Source organism: Nucisporomicrobium flavum (genome assembly GCF_016464385.1).
GTDB classification, from domain to species: Bacteria; Actinomycetota; Actinomycetes; order Mycobacteriales; family Micromonosporaceae; genus Actinoplanes; species Actinoplanes flavus_A.
Window position 1 is genome coordinate 19,161 of sequence record NZ_JADMLH010000025.1, and the last position, 24,750, is coordinate 43,910.

The following is a 24,750-nucleotide window of genomic DNA, read 5'->3' on the forward strand; positions in this document are numbered from 1 at the left end:
CAGAATCGTCGGCTGAGGGCACAATCTGCGACTACGGGGGCACTACGTGCAGGACGTGATGCATGTGAACGACGTCGGCGGGACCCAGGTCGCGCTCGTCGGCGGAAAAGGCGCTCAGCTGGGGGAGCTGTCACGGATCGACGGTATCCGGGTGCCGGCCGGTTTCTGCGTCACGACGAATGCGTACCGGCGGATTCTCGCGTCGACGCCCGCGATCGAGGATCTTCTCGATCGGCTGTCCCACCTGACGATCCACGACCGCGACGCGATTCGAACGGTCAGCGCGGACCTTCGCCGGACCCTGGAAACGGTCGACGTCCCGGACGACCTGGCGAGATCGGTTGTCGCCGCCGTCGCAGGGCTGGGCGAGCGGTACGCGTATGCCGTGCGGTCCAGCGCCACGGCCGAGGACCTGCCGACGGCCTCCTTCGCGGGCCAGCAGGACACCTACCTCAACGTCATCGGCCCGGCCGCGGTGCTCGAGCACGTCGTACGGTGCTGGGCCTCGCTGTTCACCGAGCGGGCCGTCACGTACCGGCTGCGGAACGGCTTCGACCACCGCAAGGTCCGGATGGCGGTCGTGGTGCAGCGGATGGTGTCCGCCGAGGCGGCCGGCATTCTCTTCACGGCGGACCCGGTCACCGGCAACCGGAAGGTCGCTGCCGTGGACGCCGGCTTCGGGCTCGGCGAGGCCCTGGTCTCCGGCCTGGTGAACCCGGACGTCTACCGGGTACGCGACGGCGGCATCGTCGCCAGGACGGTCGCCGCCAAACAGCGCCTGGTCCTGGCCCTGCCCGAGGGCGGAACGCGGGTGGTGCCGGTCGATCCGGAGCGGCAGGAGCAGCCGGCGCTGACCGACGAGCAGATTCTGCGGCTCGTGCGTCTGGGGCGGCGGATCGAGGAGCGGTTCGGCCGCCCCCAGGACATCGAGTGGTGCCTTGCCGACGGCGACTTCCACATCGTGCAGAGCCGGCCGATCACCACGCTGTTCCCCGTACCGGCGTCCGCCGACGGGAAGAACCACGTCTTTCTCTCCGTCGGCCATCAGCAGATGATGACCGATGCGATGAAGCCCTTGGGCATCGCCATGTGGCAGCTGATCGCCATGGCGCCGATGCTCGAGGCCGGCGGCCGGCTGTTCGTCGACGCCACCGGCCGCCTGGCCACGCCCGCGGGCCGGGCCGCCTTCCTCGACCTGGCCGGGCGGTCCGACCCGCTGATGCGGGACGCGCTGGAGACGCTCCTGGAAAACGACGACTTCCTCCCGGCCGTCCCGGACCCGGCCACGGCCCCGCCGCCGACCGGTGGGTCGTCCGCGCCGATCGAGAATGATCCCGCCATCGTCGCCGAGCTGATCGAACGCAGCGAGAAGTCGATCGCCGCGCTGGGGCACGACATCCGCACGAAGACGGGACCGGCGCTCTTCGACTACCTCATGGACGAGGCGTTCCCGGAGCACAAGCGGGTCCTGAGCGATCCGCTGAGCATGCAGGCGATCATGGCCGGGATGGGGGCCACCTGGTGGCTCAACGACCGGCTGCGGGAATGGCTGGGCGAGAAGAACGCGGCCGACACGCTCACCCTGTCCGCCCCGGGCAACATCACGTCGGAGATGGGGCTGGCGCTGCTCGACGTCGCGGACGCGATCCGGCCGCATCCCGAGGTGACGGCATTCCTGCAGCACGTTGAGGACGACGGTTTCCTGGAGGAACTGCCGACGATCCCCGGCGGGCTCGAGGCGCGCGACGCCATCGAGACCTATCTGGACCGGTACGGCATGCGCTGCGTCGGGGAGATCGACATCACGAGGCCGCGCTGGAGCGAACGACCGGCCACGCTCGTACCGCTGATCCTCGACAACATCAAGCTGTTCGAGCCCGGCGCGGCCGTACGGCGGTTCGAGCAGGGACAGCAGGCGGCGGAGAAGAAGCGGCAGGAGGTGCTGGAACGCCTGCGGGCGCTGCCGGACGGGGAGCGCAGAGCCGGCGAGACCGAGCGGATGATCGACCGGGTCCGCACCTTCATCGGCTACCGCGAATACCCCAAGTACGGGATCATCAGCCGCCTGTTCATCTACAAGCGGGCCCTGATGGCGGAGGCGGAGCGGCTGGTACGCGCCCGCGGGCTCGGCACGGCGGAAGACGCCTTCTACCTGACGTTCCAGGAGCTGCGGGACGCCGTGTCCACCGGGCGGGCCGACAACCACCTCATCCGCCGGCGCAAGGACGAGTTCCGCGCTTCCCAGGAGCTCACGCCGCCCCGGGTGCTCACCTCCGACGGCGAGGCCCTGTCGGGGTCGTACCGGCGCGACGATGCGCCGGCGGGTGCCCTGATCGGCATCGCCGTGTCCGGCGGGACGGTCGAGGGACGGGCCCGGGTCATCCTCGACCTGACGCAGGCCGACCTCGAGGCGGGGGACATCCTGGTCACGGCGTACACGGACCCGAGCTGGTCACCGCTGTTCGTGGCGGTCGCCGGCCTGGTGACGGAGGTCGGCGGGCTGATGACCCATGGGGCGGTGATCGCCCGGGAGTACGGGCTGCCGGCCGTGGTGGGCGTGGCCGACGCGACCCGGCTGATCAGGGACGGGCAGCGGATCCGCGTGCACGGAACGGACGGGTACGTGGAGCTCCTGCAGTGACCTGTCGGCGTCACGGGGAGGCGAGCGCCTCGGTGGGAGGCAGCCGGGCGGCGCGTACCGCGGGGTAGACGCCGGCGATGACTCCCACGAGCGTCGCGCCTCCGAGGCCGGCCGCCGCGACCCAGGAGGGAATCGAGACCGGCCAGGAGTGCCCCATCGCGTACGCGACGACCGCGCCCGAGCCCAGCGCTGTGCCGGCCACCCCGCCCAGCACCGACAGCGCCGTCGACTCGGCCAGGAACTGGAGGCGGATGTGGCCACGGCGGGCGCCCAGCGCGCGGCGGAGACCGATCTCGCGGCGTCGTTCCAGCACCGAGACCACCATGGTGTTGGCCACCCCGACCGCGCCCACCAGCACCGCCACGCCGGCCAGCCCGAGCACCAGGGACCCGAACGTCGTCGCGGTCGCCCGCTTCGCCGCGAGGGCGTCCGAGGGCCGGGAGACGTCGACCATCCCCGGCAGGCGCGGGTTCACGGTCGCGGGCAGCACGGCACGGACGTCCTCGAGGTTCGCCTCGGCCGCTCGTACGTAAAGGACCGTGGGGTGGCCGTCGAAGCCGAGGGCCCGCTCGGCGACCTCCCACCCGACCACGACCGAGGTGTCCAGGTCGGGCGCGAGCGGCGCCGGCGCGAGGACCCCGGCGACGACGAACCGGCGGTTGCCGATGGTGATCTGGGGCAGCGGCTCGCCGGGACGCACGGCGGCGACGCCGAGGCGGGACCCCGCCTCCCACCCGAGCACCGCCACCGGGAAGCGCGCGGTGGCCTCGGTCAGGAAACGCCCCGAGCTCAGCCGTGCGCCGATCGCGGGAAGCAGATCCGTACGGCCGGCCAGCACGGTGAGTCCGGAGGCGTCATGCTCGTCGACGCGGTCCGACCGGCGGGCCACGGTGTGCAGGTTGGCGACCGCGCTGACCTCGGCGACGGGCCCGATTCGGCGGACCATGCCGATCGACTCCGCCGGCAGGGGCTCCGGCTGATCGCCCACGGTGACCGGGTGCACCCGGAGAAGGTTGGTGCCGAGCGTGGCCAGCCGCGCGTCCAGGGCCCGCCCGCTCGAGGCCGGGACCCCGGTCACGACGACCATCGTGGCGATCCCGATGGCGATGCCCAGGGCCGACAGGGCGGCGCGGGCCTTCCGGGTACGCAGGCCGTGCAGTCCCAGGAGCACGACGTCCACCGGTGTCAGGCGCATGGTGTGCCGCCCTCGGCATGGTCCGAGACGATCCGGCCGTCGCGTACGGTGACGCGCCGGGGCAGGCGCGCGGCGATGTCCGCGTCATGGGTGATCACCGCGATGGTGGCGCCGTCGGCGTGCAGCCCGGTCAGCAGGTTCAGCACGGAATCTCCCGTCGCGGTGTCCAGCGCGCCGGTCGGCTCGTCGGCGAGGATCAGGTCGGGCTCGTTGACCACAGCGCGGGCGATCGCGACCCGTTGTTTCTCGCCGCCGGACAGCTGGTGGGGAAGGTGCCGCAGGCGGTGGCCCAGCCCGACCCGCTCCAGGGCCTGTTCCGCCAGCCGTCTGCGCCTGCGGCGCGGAACCCCGGCGTAGAGCAGCCCGGTCGCGACGTTCTCCACGGCGGTGGTGCCCTCGGTGAGGTGGAACTGCTGGAAGACGAAGCCGAGCCGGGCGCCGCGCAGGTCCGACAGGCGGCGGTCGGAGAGCCGCGTGACGTCCTCACCGCCGATGCGGACGGTGCCCCGGGACGGCAGGTCGAGCGTTCCCATGATGTTGAGCAGCGTCGACTTGCCGGAGCCGGAGGGGCCGACGATCCCCAGCAGCTCGCCGCGGGTCACGACCAGCGAGACGTCGTCGAGGGCCCGCACCCCGCCCGGATACTCCCGGGTGACCCGCTCCAGCGCGAGAACCTCGGTCATCCGGCATCCACCACCGTCAGGCCCGCGGTGATGCCGGCGCCACTGACCTCGACCATGCCGCCCGCGAACACGCCGGTGGTGGCGGCGACCAGACCGCCGCCGGGGTGCTGCAGGGCGTACCCGCCTTCGCGGAGCGCGACGAGCGCGGTGACCGGGACCATGAGCACGTTCCTGCGGGCCGCCGTCGTGAAGCGGACCTGGACGGGCGCGGCATCGAGCGCGGCCAGGCTCTTGCCGGCGGACGGCTTCACCGTCACGGTGCGCTTGGGCGGTTCGGCGGAGCCGGGGGAACCGGCGTCCGCGACGATGGACCGGCTGACGGCACTCACCTTGCCGGGCACCTCCCGGCCGTCGGGCAGGACCACCGCGACCTTCGCGCCGAGCCGGACCGTACGAGCGTCCCCGGCGGTCATGGGGATCGTCACCACCTTGGTCTTCGCGGTCGTCCGCAGCACGACCCCGTCCGCCGGGGCGCCGAGGTCGGCGATCACCTCGCTGACCCGGGCGGGCCCGGGCACGACCACCACCTGGCCGGGTCGCAGCGTGCCGGGAGGCGTCACCCCGAGCCGCTGCTGCCACTTCTTGACCGCGTCCAGCATCGGCTGGTCCACCGTGTCCGCCCTGCCGGCGCGGCTCGGATAGCCCAGTGCGCGCAGATTGCGGCGCAGTTGCAGCACGTCGTTGCCGGTCAGGCCGACCCGGTCGATCGCGCGGAACACCGGGGTGTCGCCGTAGAGGACCACGACGGGTTGATCGTTGACGCGGAACAGCTCGGCGCCGCGGCGTACGGCGGCGCCCGGCTTCGGCAGCCGGGTCAGCACACCGCTCCCGGTGGCACGCACCTCACGGGCCGCGCCGAAGCCGAGCGTGGCCGGCACCAGCCTGCTGTCGGAGAGGTTCCCGCGCTGGACCGTCGTCGTGGCCACCGACGGGGTGATCACCTGCGGTGGCGCGGGCGGCCCGGTGCGCAGGGTCGCCACGGCCGCGCCCGTACCGGCGCCGGCCCCGGCCATGGCCAGGGCGACGGCCAGCAGGCTAGTCCTTCTTCGCACCGAAGGCCTCCAGCATGCACTGCCGCTCCAGCTGCTGCTGATTCTCGGGAACCGGGGTGTCGCTGCTGTCGTACGTCCACTCGCCGGGCTTGGTCACGTGCACCATGAGCCCGTGGGCGCGCAGGCAGCGCACGTTCTCCTGCCACTGCGCCGCGAAGTCCGGGTTGCGGTCCGGGTCGGTCTCCACCGGTTCGAGCGGCTTCTGCGGAGCGCAGGCGGTGTACGCGGCCTTCGGCTCACCGCTGCTGTCGAGCAGGCGCTTGCCCGTTCCGACAGCCGGCGCCGCGACGTCCTTCTCCTTCGACCGTTCCTTGACGCCGTGCGAGAACAGACAGTCCTGGTACGCGTCCCAGAACCGGGCCTTCTCGTCGTCGGTCATGTCGAGGCGCAGTTGAACGCCCCGCGGGGTCCCGGCAGCCTGGGACGTTCGCGCGGCCGCCGGGGCGCTCTCCAGCGTCGCCACCCTCGGCGGCTGATGATCGGCGTTGCCTGACGAGCAACTGCTCAGGAGTACCAGGGCGGCGGCGACGAACGACGTCTGACGGAGGCGATTCATGGGCAGGGAGTCTGGCGGCGACTTGTCATGGTCCTGTTGTGATCGCGTAGTGCTTCCGTTCGCCGCCCGGTGCGGTACCGCGCCGGTCCTAGACTCGCCGCCGTGACTGCCAAGCTGCTCGTTGCCGAGGACGACCCCAAGCAGGCGGAGCTGCTGCGTCGCTACCTGGAGCACGAGGGTCACGCGGTGACGGTCGTCGGCGACGGTCGCGCGGCCCTCGACGAGATCCGCCGGAACCCGCCCGACCTGCTGGTGCTCGACGTGATGATGCCGCGGGTCGACGGGCTGGACGTGTGCCGGGTGCTGCGGCGGGAGTCGGAGCTGCCGGTGCTCATGCTGACCGCCCGCAGCAGCGAGGACGACCTGCTGCTGGGCCTGGACCTGGGTGCCGACGACTACCTCACGAAGCCGTACAGCCCCCGCGAGCTGGCCGCCCGGATCCGTACGTTGCTGCGCCGCACGCGGGTTCCGGTCGCCGCGTCGCCGGTGCTGCGGGTCGGCGGGCTCGAGGTTGATCCCGTACGCCACGAGGTGCGCGTTGACGGCCGGCAGGTCGGCTGCACCCCGGGCGAGTTCCGGCTGCTCGAGGTGATGGTCGCCGAGCCGGGACGGGTCTTCACCCGCGACCAGCTCCTGCGGCACCTGCACGGCTTCGACTCGTACGTGACGGCACGCACGGTCGACGTCCACGTGCTCAACCTGCGACGCAAGATCGAACCGGCTCCGGGCACCCCGGTGCGCCTGCTCACCGTGTACGGCATCGGCTACAAGCTCGCCGATGGCTGACCGGCGGCTCCGCAGCAGCCTGCTCGTACGGTTGCTCGCAGTGTCGATCGTGGTGTCGGTCCTCTCCGTGGCGGCCACCGCCTGGCTCGCCGCGCGCGTCACCACCCGGGCCGTGCAGCAGGAACGCGGCCAGGCCGTCGCCGACGGCGCCAGGGTCTACGACGAGTTGCTCGGGTACGCGGCGACGCACCGCGACTGGGCCGCCGCCGGCCCGCTGGTGCGCGAGCTGGCGCACAGCACCGGCCGCCGCATCGTCGTGACCGGCCGGGACCGGCGCCCGCTCGTCGAGTCCGCCGCCGCGCAGCTGCCCGAGGAGGCGTCGGCGACCGTCGACCCGCTCGCGGACGGCATCGACGGGCGCGCCGTCGGGCCCTTCCTGCTGTCCGGCCGGGACCGCCGCGACCTCGACCGCCTGGCCGCCGCGGCCGTGACCTGTCTCAACGGACCGCCGAGAACCGGGGCGGCCCCCACGGACGGCGCCGTCGTGCAGGCGGCCGTCGCCCGGGCGACGATCGTCCGCGAGCTGAGCGGTCGCCCCCGCGTCGAGACGGGCGATCCGCAGACGCCGGCCCGCTGCGCCGACGAGCTGAACGAGCTCGCCGAACCCACCGCCGCCGAGCAGCGCGCGCTCACCCAGCTCGGCACGCTGACCAACGCCTGCCTCAAACGGCAACGCCGGGCCCCCGTGGCGATCAGCTTGGGCGGCAGGTGGAGCACCACGCAGGTGACCGGCGACGGCTCCGCGTACGACCGGGCGGTGGAGTCCTGCCTTGCCGGCGCGCGTCGCGAGCAGCTCACAGCGTACGTGGCCCCGCCGGCGCTGCTGTTCGTGCTGGACCCGCGCTCGCCGTCCCCCGCCGGCGGCTTCGACCTGTCCCCGGCCAACCAGGCGCGGATCGCCGGCGTCGCCGGACTCGTCCTGCTGGTCACGATCGGCGTCACCGTGCTGGTCGGCATCCGCGTCGTGCGCCCGCTCCGCGCCCTCACCACCGCGGCCGACCGGTTGCGGGACGGCGACACCGGTGCGCTCGTCCGCGTGACCGGGCACGACGAGATCGCCCGGCTGGGCAGCGCCTTCAACGCCATGGCCGAGCAGCGCCGCCACATCGAGGGACTGCGGCGGGCCATGGTCGGCGACATCGCCCACGAGATGCGTACGCCGGTGACGAACGTCCGCGGCTGGCTCGAGGCGGCCGACGAGGGCGTGGTGCCGCTCGACAAGGAGCTGATCGGGTCGCTGCTCGAGGAGGCATTGCTCCTGCAGCACGTCATCGACGACCTGCAGGACCTCTCGGCGGCCGACGCGGGGGAGCTGCGCCTGCACCTTCGCGAGGTGGAGGTGTCCGAGCTGCTCACGTCGATCGCCGACGGCTTCGCCGCCACCGCGGGCGGGGTGTCGCTACGAGCCGAGGCGCCGCCCACGATCTGGCGTGCGGACCCGATCCGGCTGCGCCAGGCGATCGGCAACCTCGTGGCCAACGCCATCCGGCACACGCCGCCCGGCGGTTCGGTCACGCTCTCCGCCCGTACGCAAGGATCCGACCTGGTCATCGACGTGGCCGACACCGGATCCGGAATCCCGGCGGATCAGCAGGATCTGATCTTCGAACGGTTCTGGCGGGCGGAGAAGTCCCGCAGCCGGCAGACCGGCGGGAGCGGCCTCGGCCTGGCGATCGTGCGCAAACTGATCGAGGCACACGGCGGAACGGCGGCGGTGACGAGCACGCCGGGCCGCGGGTCGACCTTCACCCTGCGGCTGCCGGCAATCGGTCCGCAGTAGGTGCCACATCCTGGCACCTACTGCTGCGAATCTTGCTCTCGAAGCCGGCAATCACCTTCGAGGAGTCACCACCATGGCCATCACCACCACCCCCCACCTCAACTTCCGCGGCAACGCCCGCGCGGCGCTCGAGTTCTACCAGGCCGTGTTCGGCGGCCGGCTCACGGTCGTCGCGTACGGCGACTTCGGCATGCCCCAGGAAGCGCCCGACGCGGACAAGGTCGTCTTCGGTCAGGTGACGGCGGACAACGGCTTCAGCATCATGGCGTACGACATTCCCAGCGATTCCGCTTCGGCTCCGGCGCCTGTTTCTCCGACGGTTCGGCAGAACGGCATGACGCTGACGGGGCAGCCGTTCTTCGTGTCCGTCCGCGGCGATTCCGCCGAAGAGGTGGGGGAGCTGTGGAACAAGCTCGCCGACGGCGCCGACGTGATCGAGAAATTCGGGCCGTCGCAGTGGGCGCCCGGGTTCGGGATGCTCACGGACCGGTTCGGCGTCACGTGGATCCTCGACGTGGCGGCCCCGTACGCCGGCTGACTCCGGTCGTGCCCTCTCCTGTGCAAACCGGAGGGGGCACGTCAGAGGCGTCTCATCTCGAACGGCTGGCTCGGATAGCCATCAGGTTCGAGCGTTCCCCGCATAACGTCCGCACCGGAGCTGATCGTCATAGTCAGGGAACCGGTCAGACCGTTGAACGCCTGCCACCGGAAGGTGACGCGGCGCCCGGACAAAGCCCCCTGCCCGACGGTCGTGACACCGTAGGGCGACTCCTCCTGGAACACCAGCTGATCGCCGTACTGCTCGACCACATAGGTATAGCCGGTGCTGCCGGACCACCGGCCCGCAAGGCCGGGAAGTGACGACTCCACCGGCGCTCTGCGCGCCTCCGCAGCTTGCTGAGCGCTGTCGGCCTCCTGCTGCATCGTCGACTGCTTGTCGGCTATGTCCTGCGACGAATACTCCCGATCGTTGGCGTAGAACTCGATCTTCCCGCCCTCGATCGTCTTGACCTGCTGACCGCTCATGATCGCGTAGCCGCCGGCGCACAGAGCGAACAAGAAGATCCCGAGGGCGATGATGGTCGTCACCACACGGCCGGACCGGCGTCGTTGCGGCTTGGGCTCAGGGCCTGCACGGACAGGCTGCGCCGACGGGCGCGTATAGGTCGTCCACTGCCGGCCGTCGAAGTACCTGTCCAAGGCCTGCCCACAGGGATACCAGCCGGCGCCGGGCGGCGTTTTCGGATCCGTACGAGTCATCGTCCACCACCGAGCTTTCACATCGGTGCGTACGAACCCAGAATGCGCGCCGGGCAGGCTTGGAAGAAGAGCCGTCCGTCGCGCGCCCGAGGTCATACGGCCCTTCGCGGAACCATCCGTGTCTCGCCGTGCCGAGCGTGATGACCAGCCCTGGCCGCGTCGTCAATCCGTTCGATGTCACCCGTCGGGTTGTCTGCCCGCCGGCTGCCGTCGGGGCGGTACTCGCCTGGGAATACCTGACCGGCGTTCGGCGCTTGTGGAAAAGAAGGTGACGAAACCTCGGCGGAGCCCCACGCGGCGGCCGGGGTTTCTCCGTGTAATGGCCAGATGGCGACACGGAGGAACTGCTATGACGGACAAGCCGAGTGAGAAGCAACCGCGCTGGGAACGCTTAGTGACCTTGGGCGCGGCGCTGGCGTCCACCCTGGCAGCGTTGGTAACGGCGCTTGTTGAGCTGCAACGCGTGATCGGAGGCTGAGCCTCTTCCTGCACCGATGCGCTGTGGTTGCCCAGCGAATGCCCGCGTTCTTCATCGCCGTCCCAGAAGCCTGAGCGCTCCCGCCGGAGGCATCAACCTTGTCGGCCGGGAACGTCGGCTTCGTGATGCCGCCGGGTCGGGCTCTCTGGGATACCCAGCGGATTGGCCGAGCCCGCGGCACGCTAGCGGGTTGCCTTGATACCGGAGAAGTGGACTGGCCAGTAGCGCTTCGAGGCTCATCTCTGCAAGGGCGATTGGACCCGTTCGCAGACCGTCTGGATGAGGCCGGGGATGCGCGAGGATCGGTCCGGCCCTCGACAACGTACGGCGGAAAGCCGAAAGGCCGATTGAGCAGGAATGGAAGAAAGCGCGCCCGGCAGGATTCGAACCTGCGACCGACGGATTAGAAGTCCGTTGCTCTATCCGCTGAGCTACGAGCGCCTGGCCAGCACATCCTAGAGTCCCGCCGCCGTCGTGGCGAGCCGGATGTCAGGCCGTCGTGGCGTCCGCTTTGTCTCCTGGGCCGCCCGGCCGCTTCTCCGATGGCTGCGCGTCGCTGCTGGGCGTACCCATGGATGCGGCGACCTCGGCTTCGACGGCTGCGATGCCTTCCGGGGTGTCTTCCGGTGCCGGCGGGATGTGTTCCTGTGGGGTTCCCTTCGGGGGGACGAATGCGTCGACCCAGCGGCCCAGTTCGCGGAAGACCTCGTCGCGCACCTCGCGGCCGGACAGTGTGAGGTCGTGCATGCCGCCGTCGAAACGGGCGATCGTCACGCGCGGTCCCAGTCGCGGCGCCCAGCGCACGATGTGTTCCACATCGAGAACCGTGTCGGTCACCCTGGCGTCCTCGCTCCAGCCTCTACCCCGGAATGTACGGGTGGAGCACGCGACCAGAACGGGGGCGTCGATCGACAGTCCCGCGCGCAGCCGGGCCTGACCGCGACGGATTGCTTCGAGCCAGCCTGTGCGGACGGGGAAGCCGAGGACCGGTTTCCACTTCAATTCGTACGTCCATTCGCCGCGGTGCTCGGAGTGCAGGCTCTGGCCGTAGAGGCCGAGGGTGCTCATCGGCAGGACGCGGTAGGGGTTCCGGGAGCTGGTCTTGCCGACGATGCTCATCAGCGGACGGCGCAGGACCCACGGCACGTTGAAGTCGAAGAAGGGGCTGTTGAGGAACAGGCCGTCGACGATGCCCCGGTCGTGGCGCGCGTGCGACCACAGGGACGTGATCAGGCCGCCCGTCGAGTGGCCGGCGACGAGCATCTGGTCGTGGTCGTCGTCCTCGCGGATGATGCGGGCCGCCTCGTCGAGCTCCGGGAAGTATTCCGTGAGGCTGCGCGCGAAGTTCGGGGTCTGGTGCGGGAGCAGGCTGCGGCCGTACTTGCGCAGGTCGAGCGCGTAGAAGTCCCAGCCGCGTTCGACGAAGAAGTCGGCCAGGTGGGTCTGGAAGAAGTAGTCGACGAAGCCGTGCACGTACAGCACCGCGCGCCGCGTCGGGGTCTCGGCGCGGCGGCGGATCAGGGTCGCGACGACCGCACCCTCGTCGTCGGTGCCGAGGTCGATGGTGTGTCGCTCGTACGGCGGGCCCAGAACATCGATCTCCACGTCGCCAGGTTACCCACGCGTAGGGCTACCTGCGCCATACCAGGTTGTGACGATCTTGCGGACTTTTCCACATCGCGGCGTTGTCCACAGGCCGGCGCATCTTCTCCGGCGCCCCGGCCGCCACCCGGGGCAGGCTGCACCCCACGAACTTCGACCGATTGAGGAGAAGCGATGTTCGACACCAACATTGTCGTGATCGGCAACGTGCTGACCGCTCCGGAGTGGCGCCGTACGGCGAATTCCAACACGCTCGTGGCCAACTTCCGGGTCGCGTCGACGGCACGCCGGCTCGACCGGGAGACCGGCCGGTGGGTGGACGGCAACCACCTTCGCGTACGCGTCAACTGCTGGCGCCGGCTCGCCGAGGGCGTCGCCTCCTCGGTGACCGTCGGCGACCCGGTGATCGTGACGGGACGCCTCTACACGCGTGACTGGACCGACAACGAGGGCACCCTGCGCACGACGTACGAGATGGAAGCCGTCTCCGTCGGCCACGACCTGTCCCGCGGCCGGGCCAAGTTCTTCCGGAGCAAAGCCGCCGCGACGGCCGCGGTCGAGAGCCCCGAGGCGGAGGCGAAGATCCGCGGCGAGGCGGCCGCCCCGATCCCGGACAGCGAGGCCCCGCCGTGTACGGCGAAGGCGTGCCGGACGGCGAGGAGCCCACCTTCGAGGACGTCCCGGCGCGGTCGCCGGAGGGCTTCGACCCGGTGGCGGCGCTCCGCGGCGGCGGGTTCGAGCCGTTCGACACGGGCATCACCCTGCCGCCCGGAGCGGCGGATGCCACAGGTGCCCCGGACTCTGTTGCCGCCGCCGGGCCCGTCGTCGAACAGCTGCAGCTGTCGAGCACCGTCGAGCCGACCGGCGCGGAGCCGGCCCCGGACGCCGGTCCGCCGGCTGCCGAGGCGCCGTCGCCGCGCCGGGTACGCGCCCGAGCCCCGCGCCGCCAGCCGGTCGCGGCCTGAGCGCCGCCGCTCCGCGAGGCACCTCTCCCCGTGGACGCGCGGAGCGGCGGTACCGAACCAGCCCCACCCCTTCCCGTTCACGCCCGGCGGTCCGGTGCGCGCCGGCCTCCGCGGCAGCCGCCGACCGGCCCGGCGGGGGAGTGGTTCGAGGGCTGGCAGCCGGGAGCCCTGCGCTGGGGGTCGAGCGCGGGCGACCGGCCCGTCCGGGTGGGTCCCCGGTGGTCGCACCCACCCGGACGGCATAGCCGCTCGTCGCCCGTGGGCGGGCGAGCGGCCGGGACCCGGTCGTCGCTGCCCGCCCCACGCGCGGCGGCGACCGGGCACCCCTTGAACGACCGGTGGAGTCGGCGGTGAGGACGACGCCCACCGGCCGAGCTGTCCCCTTCCCACATCGGCATCGGCATCCGGGGAAAGAGCCCGCGCCCCTCGGCAAGGCGGCGCGGTGCCTGGGGACAGCACCCGACCGGCCGTCGCCGCACTGGCACCCGGCGGCGGCCGGTCCCCAGGCGTGGGCGGCTGCGAACGACGCGAGGCGCGTCCTCGTGGCCCGTCGGCGCCCCAAGGCAGCGGACGGTTGCCGATGGTCGGCGTCCGTCCGCTCGCCCCACCGTTCTGTCCCCCGAGCAGCGGTGGCGGCAGGCCTGTCCGGCAACGTGCGCAGAACGGCCGGGCGGGCAGAAAACCGCCGGCCGGCGGCCCCGATGGCGGGCCGGCGGCCGGCACGCGGGCCGGACCGGAGCTTGATCCATCCGGCCCGCGACGGCGCGTCGGCGGCAGGTGAGCGCGGCATGTGACCTGAAGCCACCTCGCAAGGTGGTGCACCGGACGAGCGGGAACGACTCACTAGGGTGATGCGGATGGAACGAGCAAGGCGAGCCGCGGTGACAGCCGACGCCGCCGGCATCCTGGCCGGGTACGCGTTGGACGCCGTCCTCGGTGACCCCCGCCGCTTCCACCCCGTCGCCGGCTTCGGGCAGGCGGCCGCGGCCGTGGAGGGGCGCCTCTACGCTCCGACGCGCCGCGCCGGGACCGCGTACGCCCTCATCGCCGCCGGCGTTCCCGTCGTGGCCGGTGCCGCGCTCGCGAGAGCGACCCGGCGGTGGCCGTGGGCACGCGCGACCCTGGTCGCCGCCGCCACGTGGACCGTGCTGGGCGGCCGTACGCTGCGTCGTGAGGCCGCGGTCATGGCCGGTCACCTGGAACGCGGCGACCTCGGCGCGGCGCGGGGACGGCTCGGTCACCTGTGCGGGCGCGATCCATCGGCACTGGACGAGCCGGAATTGGCCCGTGCCACCGTCGAGTCCGTCGCCGAGAACACGTCGGACGCCGTGGTGGCTCCGCTGTTCTGGGGCGGTGTGGCCGGTCTGCCGGGGCTTCTCGGCTACCGGGCGGCGAACACGCTCGACGCGATGGTCGGCCATCGCTCCGCGCGGTACGCCCGCTTCGGCACGGCGTCGGCGCGCCTCGACGACGTCCTGAATCTGGTGCCGTCGCGGCTGACCGGTGTCCTGACGATCGTTGCCGCTCCCGTGGCAGGCGGTCGGCTCGCGGAGACGTCGCGGGTGTGGCGCCGGGATCGCAACGATCACCCCAGTCCGAACGCCGGGCAGTGCGAGGCCGCGATGGCGGGGGCGCTGGGCGTGCGGCTGGGGGGACGCAACGTCTACTTCGGGCGTACGGAAACCCGGCCGTTCCTCGGCGACGGACCCCGACCGTCGGCGACGCACGTGCGCAAGGCCGCGCGGGTGTCGGGTGCTGTCGGGCTCGCCGCTGCCGTCATCGGTGCCGGCATCGCACTGGCCCGCGCGGGAAGGGGACGTCGATGAGCGGTGGACTGTTGGTGGCCGGGACGACGTCCGACGCCGGCAAGAGTGTCGTCACGGCCGGGATCTGCCGGTGGCTGCACCGCCGGGGCGTCAAGGTCGCGCCGTTCAAGGCGCAGAACATGTCCAACAACTCCGTCGTCGTGGTCGGCGCCGACGGGCGCGGCGGCGAGATCGGGCGGGCTCAGGCCATGCAGGCCGCCGCGTGCGGGATCGCGCCGGACATCCGCTTCAACCCGGTGCTGCTCAAGCCCGGGAGTGACCTGTCGAGCCAGGTCGTCCTGCTGGGCGAGGCGATCGACACCGTGACCGCCGGCAACTACCGGAGCATGCGGCCGCGGCTCGCGGAGGTCGCCCACGCCACTTTGGCCGAGTTGCGCAACGAATACGACGCCGTCATCTGCGAGGGAGCGGGCAGTCCCACCGAGATCAATCTGCGGGACGGCGACTTCGTGAACATGGGGCTGGCGCGGCAGGCCGGCCTTCCCGCGGTCGTCGTGGGCGACATCGACCGCGGGGGCGTCTTCGCGGCCCTCTTCGGTACGGTCGCGCTGCTCAGCCGCGAGGATCAGGCGCTGGTCAACGGCTTCATCATCAACAAGTTCCGGGGCGACCTCGGCCTGCTGCGGCCCGGACTCGACATGATCACCGCGGCCACCGGGCGGCCGGTGCACGGCGTGCTGCCGTTCGACCTCGACGTGTGGCTCGACGCCGAGGACTCCCTCGCGTACGGGCGGATGCTCGGCCGGCCAGGGCCGCCGCGCGGCACGGAATGGTTGCGGGTCGCCGTGGTGCGCCTGCCCCGGATCTCCAACGCCACCGACGCCGAGGCGCTCGCCACCGAGCCCGGGGTGCAGGTCCGGCTGACCATCGAGCCGGCCGAGATCGCCGACGCGGACCTGGTCGTGCTGCCCGGCTCCAAGGCGACCGTCAGCGACCTTGCGTGGCTGCGCGAGACCGGTCTCGCCGACGCTATTCGTGCCCACGCCGCCTCCGGAAAGCCCTTGGTCGGCATCTGCGGCGGTTTCCAGATGCTCTCCGAGACCATCCACGACGCGGTCGAGAGCCGCCGCGGCACTGTGCCCGGGCTCGGCCTGTTGCCCGTCGAGATCACGTTCGGGGAGCGCAAGACCCTGGCGCGGTCGCGCGGCGCGGCCTGGGGTGCGGTTCCGGTGAGCGGCTACGAGATCCATCACGGGTACGTCTCCACCGGCGCACCCGAGCCCCTCCTGCGGTACGCGGACGGCACGCCCGAGGGCGCCGTGGTCGGCTCGGTATGCGGCACGCACTGGCACGGCGCCTTCGAGTCCGACGAGTTCCGGCGCCGCTTCCTCACCGAAGCCGCGCGCGCGGCAGGACGGCACGGGTTCGAGGTGGCACCGGACACGCGCTTCGCGGAGGTGCGGGAACGCGCCCTCGACGCGCTGGGCGACCTGGTCGAGGAACACCTGGACACCGACGCGCTGTGGCGTCTGATCGAGGAGGGCCCGGTTGCCGGTCTGCCCTTCGTGCCGCCGGGAGCCCCCGGTGGATAGCTTCGCGGAGCTCGCCGCGCGGATCCTGGGGACCGAACCGCGGCTGGGGCCCGTACGGCTCGTGGCGATCGACGGGCCCAGCGGCGCCGGCAAGAGCTGGTTCGCCGACCGGCTCGCCAAGGCCGCCGACGTGCCGGTCGTGCACACCGACGACCTGCTCGACGGCTGGGAGGACCAGTTCACCTTCTGGCCGCGCCTCGAGGAGCAGGTGCTGGAGCCGTTGCGGCGGGGCCGGCCGGCCACGTACCTGCGCTACCTCTGGCATCGGCGGGCGTTCGGCGGGGTTCCGGTGATCGTCGAGCCTGCTGCGGCCGTACTTGTTGAAGGGGTGACGTCCGCGCGCCGGGCGATCCGTCCCGAGCTGTCATATTCGATCTTCGTGACCGCGCCCGTCGAGCTGCGGTGGAGACGGGTTTTGGCACGCGACGGCTCGGATGATGTTGCCTACCGGGCGTACCTTGAGCGCTGGCGCGCCGCCGAGGACGAGCACTTCGCCGCCGAAGCGACCGCCGCGCACGTTGACCTGGTGGTCGACGGGGCGTCGGAAGGGTCCGGCGAGGGGTACGAACGGCTGTAGCCTCCCGGCGCCGCAATGGGCCACGATCAGCTGCCTGAGCAGCGGGAACGGGGACGGACGATGACGACCGACGACAACCGGCCGACGCGGCGACGGGTCACGCTGACCGGCATCAGTTCCCGCGCGTGGGAGCACCCCGCCGACCGTGGCGCGCTGACAGCGCTGCGGGAGCTGCGCGGCTTCGACGACGTGGTGAAGACGTTCTTCGGCATGTGGAACGAGCGCGGTTTCCGCCTCCAGTTCCTCGCCAGCTCCATCCGCGTCGACCACCGGCAGTATCCGCGCGTCTACCAGCGCTTCACGGAGGCCGCCGCGACCCTCGACGTGGCCGAGCTCCCGGACCTGTACGTGACCCAGGATCCGATCATCAACGGTCAGGCCATCGGCATGGACAAGCCGTTCATCGTGATCACCACGGGCGCCGTGGAGAAGCTCGACGACGACGAGCTGCGCGCGCTGCTCGGCCACGAGATCGGCCACGTCCGCAGCGGCCACGCGGTCTACAAGACAATCATGATGATCCTGACCCGGTGGGCCGCGAACCTGAGCTGGCTGCCGGTCGGCGCGATCGCTCTGCGCGCCATCATCGCCGCGATGTTCGAATGGTGGCGCAAGGCCGAACTGTCCGCCGACCGGGCCGGGCTGCTCGCCGGTCAGGACCCTGCGGCGTCCACGCGACTGCTGATGAAGCTGGCCGGCGGCGGCGACCTCTCGCAGATCGACACCGCCGCATTCCTCGAGCAGGCAGTCGAGTACGAGAGCGGCGGCGACCTGCGCGACAGCATCCACAAGATCGGCATGACTGCGTGGAGCAGCCACCCCGTGCCCGTGGCGCGAGCGTCTGAGCTGCGCAAATGGGTCGACTCGGGTGATTACGCGAGGATTCTCGGCGGCGACTACCCGCGTCGCGACTCCGACGGCAACGCCTCGGTCACCGAGGACATCAAGGCCGCTGCCGACTCTTACCGCGAGACGTTCAGCACCTCGCAGGACCCGCTCGTGGGCCTGCTGCGCAAGCTCGGCGACGGGGCGGCCGACCTGGCCGGTTCGGCCGCGCGCGGCGCTCGCGACTGGGCCTCCGGCACGGGCCGGCGCCGCGACGACGACGCCCCTCCGCCGCCCCCGTCCTCACCCAACTGAGTTATCCACAGGCCGCTCGCTCGGCCCCGCACCGGCCCGGCGCGCGGGCCTAGGATCGGCTCATGAGCCTCACTGAAGACGACCTGCGCGCCGCGATCGCGCGGGAGCTGCCCGGAGTCCGCGCCGACCTCGAACGGCTGGTCCGCATCCCGGGGATCGCGTTCGACGGGTTCGACCACTCGCACGTCGAGCGGTCCGCCGAGGCGGTCGCCGAGCTGTTGCGCGGGTGCGGCCTCGAGGTCCAGATCGTCCGCGGCGGCGGCCAGCCCGCCGTCATCGGCCACCGGCCGGCGCCCGCCGGTGCGCCGACCGTGCTGCTCTACGCGCACCACGACGTGCAGCCGGCGGGCGACCCCGCGCTGTGGCAGAGCGACCCCTTCGAGCCGGTCGAGCGCGACGGACGCCTCTACGGGCGCGGCGCCGCCGACGACAAGGCCGGCGTGATGGCGCACGTCGCGGCGCTGCGCGCCTTCGGCGACCAGCTGCCGGTCGGGGTGGTGCTCTTCATCGAGGGCGAGGAGGAATACGGCTCCGACTCGCTCGACGAACTCCTCCAGACCCACAAGGAGCTGCTGCGCTCCGACGTCATCGTGATCGCCGACTCCGGCAACTGGGACATCGGCGCGCCGGCGCTGACCACCTCGCTGCGCGGCCTCGTCAACTGCTTCGTCGAGGTCAGCGTGCTGCAGAGCGCCGTGCACAGCGGCATGTTCGGCGGCCCGGTGCCCGATGCGCTCACCGTGCTGTCCCGCCTCATCAGCACGCTGCACGACGACCAGGGCGAGGTCGCGGTCGACGGGCTGGTCGGGCGCGAGGCCGCCACGGTCGACTATCCCGAGGAGCGGCTCCGGCACGAGGCCGGGGTCCTCGACGGGGTCAAGCTCATCGGCAGCGGCCGGCTCACCGACCGCATCTGGACCAAGCCCTCGATCTCGGTGCTCGGCATCGACGCCCCGAAGACCAACGAGGCGCCCAACGCCCTGGTGCCCAAGGCGAAGGCCAAGCTGAGCGTACGGCTCGCGCCCGGCGACGACCCGTCCTCGGCGTATGCGGCGGTCCGGGCCCACCTCGAGAAGTACGTGCCGTGGGGCGCGCACGTCGAGGTGACCCTGGAGAGCGGCGGCATGCCGTGCGTCATCGACGCGACCGGCCCGGCGTACGACGCGGCGCGCTCGGCCTTCGCGACCGCCTGGGACGGTGTGGAACCGGTGGACATGGGCGTCGGCGGCTCGATCCCGTTCATCGCCACCTTCCAGGAGCTGTTCCCGCAGGCGGCGATCCTGGTGACCGGCGTGGAAGATCCGTACGCGAACGCGCACGGCCCCAACGAGAGCCTGCACCTGGGTGAATTCGCCCGCGTCTGCCTCGCGGAGGCCCTCCTGCTGCACAACGTTGCCGCGCTGGGAGCCGGCGCCGACGCCTCTTCCGGTGGTGCGGCTGGTGGCGGGGACCCGGCGGCTCCGTCCGGCGGTGCGGCGGCTTCGGGGGACGGCGTGTGACATGACTGCCCCGGATCCGGGCGCTCCCCGGCACAGCTGCGACGTTCTGGTGGTCGGCGCCGGACCCACCGGTCTGATGCTGGCGAACTGGCTGGTGAAGCTCGGCGTCCGGGTCATCGTGGCGGACGGCAAGCAGGGCCCGACCCGCGAGTCCCGCGCCCTGGTCGTGCAGGCGCGCAGCATCGAGGTGTACGACCAGCTCGGCATCGCCGACAAGGTCCTCGCGGCTGCGCGCCGGGCCGAGGCTCTGGCGCCGGGCTTCCGGGACCGCGTGTTCGGCCGGATCCCGCTCGGACCCCTGGGCGGCGCCGTCACGCCGTACCCGTGGATCCAGGTTCTCGAGCAGAGCCGCAACGAGGAGATCCTCTACGGGAACCTGCAGGCCCTCGGTGGCTCGGTCCGGTGGGAGTCGCCGGTCACCGAGCTCACGGCCGGGCCGGGCGGCGTGGAGGCGGTCGTCGGCGGCGAGACGGTGACCGCCCGCTACTGCGTCGGCGCGGACGGCGCCAACTCGATCGTGCGTAAGTCCCGCGACATCGGCTTCGAGGGGGTCACCAACCCGCACCTGTTCTACGTGATCGACGCGGTGGGTGTCGGTGGCCTCGTCGACGGCTCGATCAACGTGCGACCGGGCGGCAGCGACTTCCTGCTCGCCTTCCCGATGAACGGTCGCGGCAACTGGCGGCTCATCGGGCTCGTCCGCGACGACGACGGCGACGGCAAGGTGGGGGAGGACGACGCCCGCGCCCGGATGCGCCGCGAATTCGCCGTCACGTACGCCGACTCGCGCTGGTTCGCCACGTACCGGGTCCATCACCGAGTGGCGGCGACCTTCCGCGACGGCCCGTTCTTCCTCGCCGGCGATGCCGCCCACGTCCACTCGCCGGTCGGTGGTCAGGGCATGAACACGGGCCTGCAGGACGCACACAACCTGGCGTTCAAGCTCGCCGACGTCATCCACGGGCGGGCCGGCGAGGCATGGCTCGACCGCTATGCGGCGGAACGGCGCCCGGTGGCGCGTACGCTCGTCGCGACCACGGACCGGCTGTTCGGCTTCGTGACCTCGCAACGGGTGTGGCTGCGCGCCGTACGCCGGGCCGCCGTGCCGTTCGTCGCCCCGATCGCCGTACGGCTCCTGCCGCGGGTGTCGGGCGGCTCCCGCTTCTTCGAGTACGTGAGCCAGACCCGCATCCGCTACCCGATGCTCCCCGACACGCCCCGCGACCCCGTGGTGGGCCGGCGGCTCGCGTGGACCGGCGACAACTTCGCGGCTCTGCGGGCGCTGGAATGGCAGGTTCACGCGTACGGGAATCCCGGCCCCATCCCGGATCTCGGCTTGCCGGTGCACGTGTTCGACGCGGCTCCACAGACACGCCTGCAGCCTGGGATCCTCTACCTCGTACGCCCCGACGGGTTCGTGGCGGCCGCCGCGCCACCGGGGGAGGCCCCCGAGACGTTCCGCCGCGCCATGCCACCTCCGGGCGGCAGCGCGCCGGCTCGAGCCTCTGCGGATGACGCACCGGCTTCAGCCTCTGCGGTGATCTCCGACGCGGATGCGCCTGCTCCGGCTTCTGCGGTGTCCTCCGGTGCGGACGTGCCTGCTCCGGCTTCTACAGTGTCCTCCGATGCGGACGCGCCTGCTCCGGCGTCCACGGGGTCCTCCGCTGAGGTCGGCGATGAAGGGCGTGACGTTCCGAACGGGTGAGTCTGCTGCGCCGCGGAGATCAATCCTGTTAGGATTCGAACATGAGTTCGAATGATGCCATTCAGGCGCTCCGCGCCGCCGGCAGTGCTCTGGGGGACGTGGACGTCTCCGGGTGGGACGACACCATGCTCACCGACCAACTGGCGGAGCTCTCCGCCGCCCTGTGCCAGCTCGACGCGCAACTGAGCCGCGTCGCCGACGCCGTACGAGCCCGCGGCTTCCGCATCACCGAGCCGCTGGCCGCCTGACCTGATCGTGTCCCACCCTGCCGTGCCACCCGAGCCCTCGCCCCAGGGTTCGCGTGCCCCGGCAGGCGCGCCTTCCGTCCGGGCGGCAACGCCTGGACGGCGCGCCTTCCGTCCGGCTGCCATGCCTGGACGGCGCGCCTTTCGTCCGGGCCGCAACGCCTGGACGGCGGCGCAACGCCTGTCATCGCCCCGGAAGGTTCGTCGCCACGAGGCTTCCGCGGGGATGGCAGGTGCCGCTGCCGGGTTCTCCCCGACCCGGCGGCGACCGGGCCGGCCCCATGTCCCTGGATGGCCGGCCCGGCAAGCTTCAGCCGCCCACGCCCGCCGACACTGCCGGGCGGGCGTGTGGGCGGGCTGCTCGGCCCGCTTCGCCGGCGCCGACGCGGTGGCCCGGCCGCTGGCTTTCCCGGCAGCGCCGTCCGCAGCCAGCGCCGTCCCCAGCCGGCATCGGCCGTCCGCCCGCGGCCGGAACCGGCCGTCCGCCCGCCTGCAGTGGCCGTCCGCCCGCCTGCAGTGGCCGTCCGCCCGCCTGCAGCGGCCGTCCGCTCGCAGCGGATCGAAGCCACCGATCCGCCGCCCACCCGCTTCCCTCCGCCAGGACCCGCCCGGCACGCGGTCCTGGCGGAGGGATCCAGGCCGTGGTGACCGCTTCACGGGGGAGTGCGTCCCGACGGCCCGGAAAATGTCGGAGGTGGCTGCCAGGATGGGTCCGTGCAGTTCCTGGATCTGGCAGCCACCTCGGCAGCCGTCGCCGCCGTTTCGGGCCGGAAGGCCAAGGTCGACCTGCTCGCCGACGCCCTGCGCCGGCTGGAGCAGGTTGAGATCGCAGCCGGTTCGGCTTACCTGGCCGGCGAGCTGCGGCAGCGGCAGACCGGCGTCGGTTACGCCGCCCTGCGCGACCTGCCCGCGCCCGCCGCCGAGGGCAGCCTGACCGTCGCCGAGGTGGACGAGCGCATCGCCGCGATCTCCGTGGTCTCGGGCGCCGGGTCGCAGGCCCGACGGCGGGAGCTGGTCGCCGCCTTGTTCGGGCGGGCCACCGCCGAGGAGCAGCGGCTGCTCGTGGGGCTCTTCGGCGGCGAGTTACGTCAGGGCGCCCAGGCCGGCCTGCTCGCCGACGCGATCGCGCGGGCCGCTGAGGTTCCGCTCACCGCCGTGCGCCGGGCCCTCCTGCTGTCCGGTGATCTCAAGCAGGTGGCGGTGGCCGCGTTGACCGGGGGAGCGCCCGCGCTGGCCGACATCAGCCTGCGGGTGGGCACTCCGCTCAGCCCGATGCTGGCCGGCAGCGCGCCCGACGTCGGTGCCGCACTGCTCGCTACAGGGGCGCCTGCGACCGTCGATGTGAAGCTGGACGGGATCCGCATCCAGGTGCACCGTTCCGGCGACGAGGTGGCCGTCTTCACCCGCAGCCTCGACGACATCACCCCGCGGCTGCCCGAGGTGGTGGCCGCGGTCCGCGCCCTTCCCGTGCGCGACGTCGTGCTCGACGGCGAGGCGATGGCGCTGGACGCCGACGGTCGCCCGCGGCCGTTCCAGGAGACGTCGAGCCGGGCGGCCACCCGCGGTGCCCGGCGCGGTGCCAAGGACGGGCCGACATCCGGGCCGGCGCTCGTGCCGTACTTCTTCGACCTGCTGCATCTCGACGGCACGGACCTGCTCGACGAGCCGGGCCGTGTCCGCTGGTCGGCGCTCGCCGACACCCTGCCGCGGGCGCTCATCGTCGGTCGCCGCACGGTGGAGACGGAGGAGCAGGCCAAGGAGGCGTTCGCCGAGGCCCTTGCCGCCGGTCAGGAAGGCGTCGTGATCAAAGCCCAGGACGCACCGTACGACGTGGGCCGCCGCGGCGCCGCCTGGGTGAAGGTGAAGCCCCGGCACACGCTCGACCTGGTCGTCCTCGCAGTCGAATGGGGTCACGGCCGGCGCAAAGGCTGGCTGTCCAACTTGCACCTGGGCGCGCGCGATCCGCGTACGGGCGGCTTCGTGATGCTGGGCAAGACCTTCAAGGGCCTGACCGACGAGCTGCTGCGCTGGCAGACCGAGCGGTTCAAGGAACTGGCCGTCGACGATTCCGGCTGGGTCGTCACCGTACGCCCCGAGCAGGTCGTCGAGATCGCCTTCGACGGCGTACAGACGTCCCCGCGCTACCCGGGCGGCGTGGCGCTGCGGTTCGCCCGCGTGCTGCGCTACCGCGATGACAAGCGAGCAGAGGAGGCCGACACGATCGACATGGTGAAGGCGATAGGCCTGCCCCCAGCCGCAGATCAGCCCGGCCTGCCGATGTAACCGCTGCCGGGCCTGCTGCCGGGCACGCCGCCGGCTGCTGCTGCAGTCTCCGACCGCCGCTGCGGGGCGCCAGTGACCGCCGCCGGCGGGCACCCGCCGACCGTCGCTACAGCGCGGCCAGCGACCGCCTGCTGCCGGGCACCCGCCGAGCGCAGCGACCGCCGCCGCTGCGCGCCCCGCCGACCGTCGCTATAGCGCGGCCAGCGACCGCCTGCTGCCGGGCACCCGCCGAGCGCAGCGACCGCCGCCGCTGCGCGCCCCGCCGACCGTCGCTACAGCGCGGCCAGCGACCGCACGTAGTTCACCTGCTGATGGACGAACGTCACCTGCGCCTGGTCCGTCACCGGGATCCGAGCGACGTACTGCCGCGTCCCGTTGGTCACCGTCACCTGCACCGTCCCACGCGGGATCGTCACCTTGACCAGCAAAAACAGCAAGCTGAACACCGTCAGCACGCAGAACCCGGCGATGGCCGCGACGATCGCCCAGGTCGGGATCTTCGTCTCGTTGTGCCAGTAGTCGTGCACGGTCCAGGTCGACCCCGCCAGTGGGATGTCACCGGCCGGGGTGTGCACGACCGTCGAGGTGATGCCCATGTCCCCGATCTGGACGATCACCGGGCCCGCGGTGGCCGGCACGTCCGGCGGCGGCACCGCGGGTATGGGCACGCTCCACGGGTCACTCGGGTTCGCATCCTGGGGAAACGTCACCTGCAAAACCCTAGCCGTGCCCACAACGGCACGAAACTCCCGCGCCCACGCCAAGCCCAACCCGCAGGACCCCGCGCCAAGCTGCAACTCGCGGGCCGAGGGTCAAGCCCCGGCCCGACAGCCGCGACGCTCCAAGCCTCAGGCTGCCGGCCGCGCGCCGGGCCTCAACCCGCGGGCGGCGTACGAAGCCCCAACCGGCCGGCCGTGCGTCCGGCCCTGACCCGCGGGCCGCGCG

20 protein-coding genes, 1 tRNA gene and 3 pseudogenes are annotated in these 24,750 nt (G+C 72.2%); 15 read left to right on the top strand and 9 right to left on the bottom strand.

Translation table 11 applies throughout. The features are described 5' to 3' along the window. Window positions 1-58: 58 nt before the first annotated feature. Window positions 59-2,641, top strand: a complete 2,583-nt coding sequence (rph, locus tag IT780_RS36995; protein ID WP_199516526.1) for a rifamycin-inactivating phosphotransferase — start codon at window positions 59-61, stop codon at window positions 2,639-2,641. A gap of 10 nt (window positions 2,642-2,651) precedes the next feature. Here rph and IT780_RS37000 read toward each other — a convergent pair whose 3' ends face one another. Genes IT780_RS37000 through IT780_RS37015 form a run of 4 tightly spaced genes read right to left on the bottom strand, consistent with a single transcriptional unit; the run spans window position 2,652 to window position 6,127 of the window. Beyond that, window positions 2,652-3,836, bottom strand: a complete 1,185-nt coding sequence (locus IT780_RS37000) for an ABC transporter permease (RefSeq protein WP_199516527.1) — start codon at window positions 3,834-3,836, stop codon at window positions 2,652-2,654. Next, a complete protein-coding gene (locus IT780_RS37005; protein WP_199516528.1) occupies window positions 3,827-4,519 on the bottom strand; it encodes an ABC transporter ATP-binding protein in 693 nt (230 codons plus the stop codon). Before IT780_RS37005 ends, IT780_RS37000 begins: the two co-directional genes overlap by 10 nt. Then, entirely contained in the window at window positions 4,516-5,571 is a 1,056-nt protein-coding gene (locus IT780_RS37010) for an efflux RND transporter periplasmic adaptor subunit (protein WP_199516529.1), read from the bottom strand. The genes IT780_RS37005 and IT780_RS37010 overlap by 4 nt, the downstream gene beginning before the upstream one ends. After that, complete coding sequence (locus IT780_RS37015) at window positions 5,555-6,127, bottom strand: hypothetical protein (protein ID WP_199516530.1); 573 nt, start codon at window positions 6,125-6,127, stop codon at window positions 5,555-5,557. Before IT780_RS37015 ends, IT780_RS37010 begins: the two co-directional genes overlap by 17 nt. A gap of 102 nt (window positions 6,128-6,229) precedes the next feature. Between IT780_RS37015 and IT780_RS37020 the strand changes: the two genes are divergently transcribed. The 3 genes from IT780_RS37020 to IT780_RS37030 all read left to right on the top strand — a co-directional run bounded on the left by IT780_RS37020 (window position 6,230) and on the right by IT780_RS37030 (window position 9,231). After that, complete coding sequence (locus tag IT780_RS37020; protein WP_199516531.1) at window positions 6,230-6,913, top strand: response regulator transcription factor; 684 nt, start codon at window positions 6,230-6,232, stop codon at window positions 6,911-6,913. After that, entirely contained in the window at window positions 6,906-8,693 is a 1,788-nt protein-coding gene (locus IT780_RS37025) for a sensor histidine kinase (protein WP_199516532.1), read from the top strand. The genes IT780_RS37020 and IT780_RS37025 overlap by 8 nt, the downstream gene beginning before the upstream one ends. 73 nt (window positions 8,694-8,766) lie before the next feature. Further along, window positions 8,767-9,231, top strand: coding sequence for a VOC family protein (locus tag IT780_RS37030; protein ID WP_199516533.1), 465 nt, complete (start codon window positions 8,767-8,769; stop codon window positions 9,229-9,231). 41 nt (window positions 9,232-9,272) lie between these two features. On the opposite strand, the gene IT780_RS37035 is transcribed toward IT780_RS37030, so the two are convergent. Continuing rightward, entirely contained in the window at window positions 9,273-9,782 is a 510-nt protein-coding gene (locus IT780_RS37035; protein WP_233414129.1) for a hypothetical protein, read from the bottom strand. A 57-nt stretch (window positions 9,783-9,839) separates the two neighbouring features. Then, window positions 9,840-10,049: pseudogene (locus IT780_RS43565) on the bottom strand (DUF2510 domain-containing protein); the annotation flags it as partial. A 253-nt stretch (window positions 10,050-10,302) separates the two neighbouring features. Between IT780_RS43565 and IT780_RS42920 the strand changes: the two are divergent. Continuing rightward, window positions 10,303-10,431 (top strand): hypothetical protein, encoded by a 129-nt coding sequence (locus IT780_RS42920; RefSeq protein WP_267910236.1) that lies wholly within the window; start codon window positions 10,303-10,305, stop codon window positions 10,429-10,431. Window positions 10,432-10,799: 368 nt separating this feature from the next. Here the strand turns inward: IT780_RS42920 and IT780_RS37040 are convergent. Next, window positions 10,800-10,872, bottom strand: a tRNA-Arg gene (locus IT780_RS37040). Window positions 10,873-10,920: 48 nt separating this feature from the next. Next, window positions 10,921-12,036 carry an alpha/beta hydrolase gene (locus tag IT780_RS37045; RefSeq protein ID WP_199516535.1) on the bottom strand — a complete coding sequence of 372 codons (1,116 nt, stop codon included), beginning with the start codon at window positions 12,034-12,036 and terminating at the stop codon, window positions 10,921-10,923. 171 nt (window positions 12,037-12,207) lie between these two features. On the opposite strand from IT780_RS37045, the pseudogene ssb reads away from it, so the two are divergent. The 10 genes and pseudogenes from ssb to IT780_RS37090 form a co-directional block, all read left to right on the top strand. Next, a pseudogene (ssb, locus tag IT780_RS42375) lies at window positions 12,208-12,583 on the top strand (single-stranded DNA-binding protein); the annotation flags it as partial. 94 nt (window positions 12,584-12,677) lie between these two features. Then, entirely contained in the window at window positions 12,678-12,998 is a 321-nt protein-coding gene (locus IT780_RS42380; protein ID WP_233414162.1) for a hypothetical protein, read from the top strand. Window positions 12,999-13,855: 857 nt separating this feature from the next. After that, complete coding sequence (locus IT780_RS37055; protein WP_199516537.1) at window positions 13,856-14,824, top strand: cobalamin biosynthesis protein; 969 nt, start codon at window positions 13,856-13,858, stop codon at window positions 14,822-14,824. Next, complete coding sequence (locus IT780_RS37060; protein ID WP_199516538.1) at window positions 14,821-16,356, top strand: cobyric acid synthase; 1,536 nt, start codon at window positions 14,821-14,823, stop codon at window positions 16,354-16,356. The genes IT780_RS37055 and IT780_RS37060 overlap by 4 nt, the downstream gene beginning before the upstream one ends. Further along, complete coding sequence (locus IT780_RS37065) at window positions 16,349-16,933, top strand: uridine kinase family protein (protein WP_199516539.1); 585 nt, start codon at window positions 16,349-16,351, stop codon at window positions 16,931-16,933. Before IT780_RS37060 ends, IT780_RS37065 begins: the two co-directional genes overlap by 8 nt. Before the next feature lie 60 nt (window positions 16,934-16,993). Then, on the top strand, window positions 16,994-18,073 hold the full coding sequence (locus IT780_RS37070) for a M48 family metallopeptidase (RefSeq protein ID WP_199516540.1): 1,080 nt from the start codon (window positions 16,994-16,996) through the stop codon (window positions 18,071-18,073). 62 nt (window positions 18,074-18,135) lie between these two features. Continuing rightward, window positions 18,136-19,479, top strand: a pseudogene (locus IT780_RS37075) (dipeptidase); the annotation flags it as partial. Between the two features lie 94 nt (window positions 19,480-19,573). Next, window positions 19,574-21,277 (top strand): FAD-dependent monooxygenase, encoded by a 1,704-nt coding sequence (locus tag IT780_RS37080; RefSeq protein ID WP_199516542.1) that lies wholly within the window; start codon window positions 19,574-19,576, stop codon window positions 21,275-21,277. Between the two features lie 41 nt (window positions 21,278-21,318). Further along, on the top strand, window positions 21,319-21,525 hold the full coding sequence (locus IT780_RS37085; RefSeq protein ID WP_199516543.1) for a hypothetical protein: 207 nt from the start codon (window positions 21,319-21,321) through the stop codon (window positions 21,523-21,525). A 711-nt stretch (window positions 21,526-22,236) separates the two neighbouring features. Continuing rightward, window positions 22,237-23,805: an ATP-dependent DNA ligase gene (locus IT780_RS37090; protein ID WP_199516544.1), complete on the top strand. Its 1,569-nt coding sequence runs from the start codon at window positions 22,237-22,239 to the stop codon at window positions 23,803-23,805. Between the two features lie 272 nt (window positions 23,806-24,077). Here the strand turns inward: IT780_RS37090 and IT780_RS37095 are convergent, their stop codons facing one another. Continuing rightward, complete coding sequence (locus IT780_RS37095) at window positions 24,078-24,515, bottom strand: hypothetical protein (protein WP_199516545.1); 438 nt, start codon at window positions 24,513-24,515, stop codon at window positions 24,078-24,080. Window positions 24,516-24,750 lie beyond the last annotated feature (235 nt).

Coding starts and splice junctions, on each gene's coding strand:
- IT780_RS37015 (WP_199516530.1), bottom strand. CDS start 6,127: ATGAATCGCCTCCGTCAGACGTCGTTCGTCGCCGCCGCCCTGGTACTC.
- rph (WP_199516526.1), top strand. CDS start 59: ATGCATGTGAACGACGTCGGCGGGACCCAGGTCGCGCTCGTCGGCGGA.
- IT780_RS37025 (WP_199516532.1), top strand. CDS start 6,906: ATGGCTGACCGGCGGCTCCGCAGCAGCCTGCTCGTACGGTTGCTCGCA.
- IT780_RS37055 (WP_199516537.1), top strand. CDS start 13,856: ATGGAACGAGCAAGGCGAGCCGCGGTGACAGCCGACGCCGCCGGCATC.
- IT780_RS37080 (WP_199516542.1), top strand. CDS start 19,574: ATGACTGCCCCGGATCCGGGCGCTCCCCGGCACAGCTGCGACGTTCTG.
- IT780_RS37070 (WP_199516540.1), top strand. CDS start 16,994: ATGACGACCGACGACAACCGGCCGACGCGGCGACGGGTCACGCTGACC.
- IT780_RS37060 (WP_199516538.1), top strand. CDS start 14,821: ATGAGCGGTGGACTGTTGGTGGCCGGGACGACGTCCGACGCCGGCAAG.
- IT780_RS42920 (WP_267910236.1), top strand. CDS start 10,303: ATGACGGACAAGCCGAGTGAGAAGCAACCGCGCTGGGAACGCTTAGTG.
- IT780_RS37030 (WP_199516533.1), top strand. CDS start 8,767: ATGGCCATCACCACCACCCCCCACCTCAACTTCCGCGGCAACGCCCGC.
- IT780_RS37000 (WP_199516527.1), bottom strand. CDS start 3,836: ATGCGCCTGACACCGGTGGACGTCGTGCTCCTGGGACTGCACGGCCTG.
- IT780_RS37085 (WP_199516543.1), top strand. CDS start 21,319: ATGAGTTCGAATGATGCCATTCAGGCGCTCCGCGCCGCCGGCAGTGCT.
- IT780_RS37005 (WP_199516528.1), bottom strand. CDS start 4,519: ATGACCGAGGTTCTCGCGCTGGAGCGGGTCACCCGGGAGTATCCGGGC.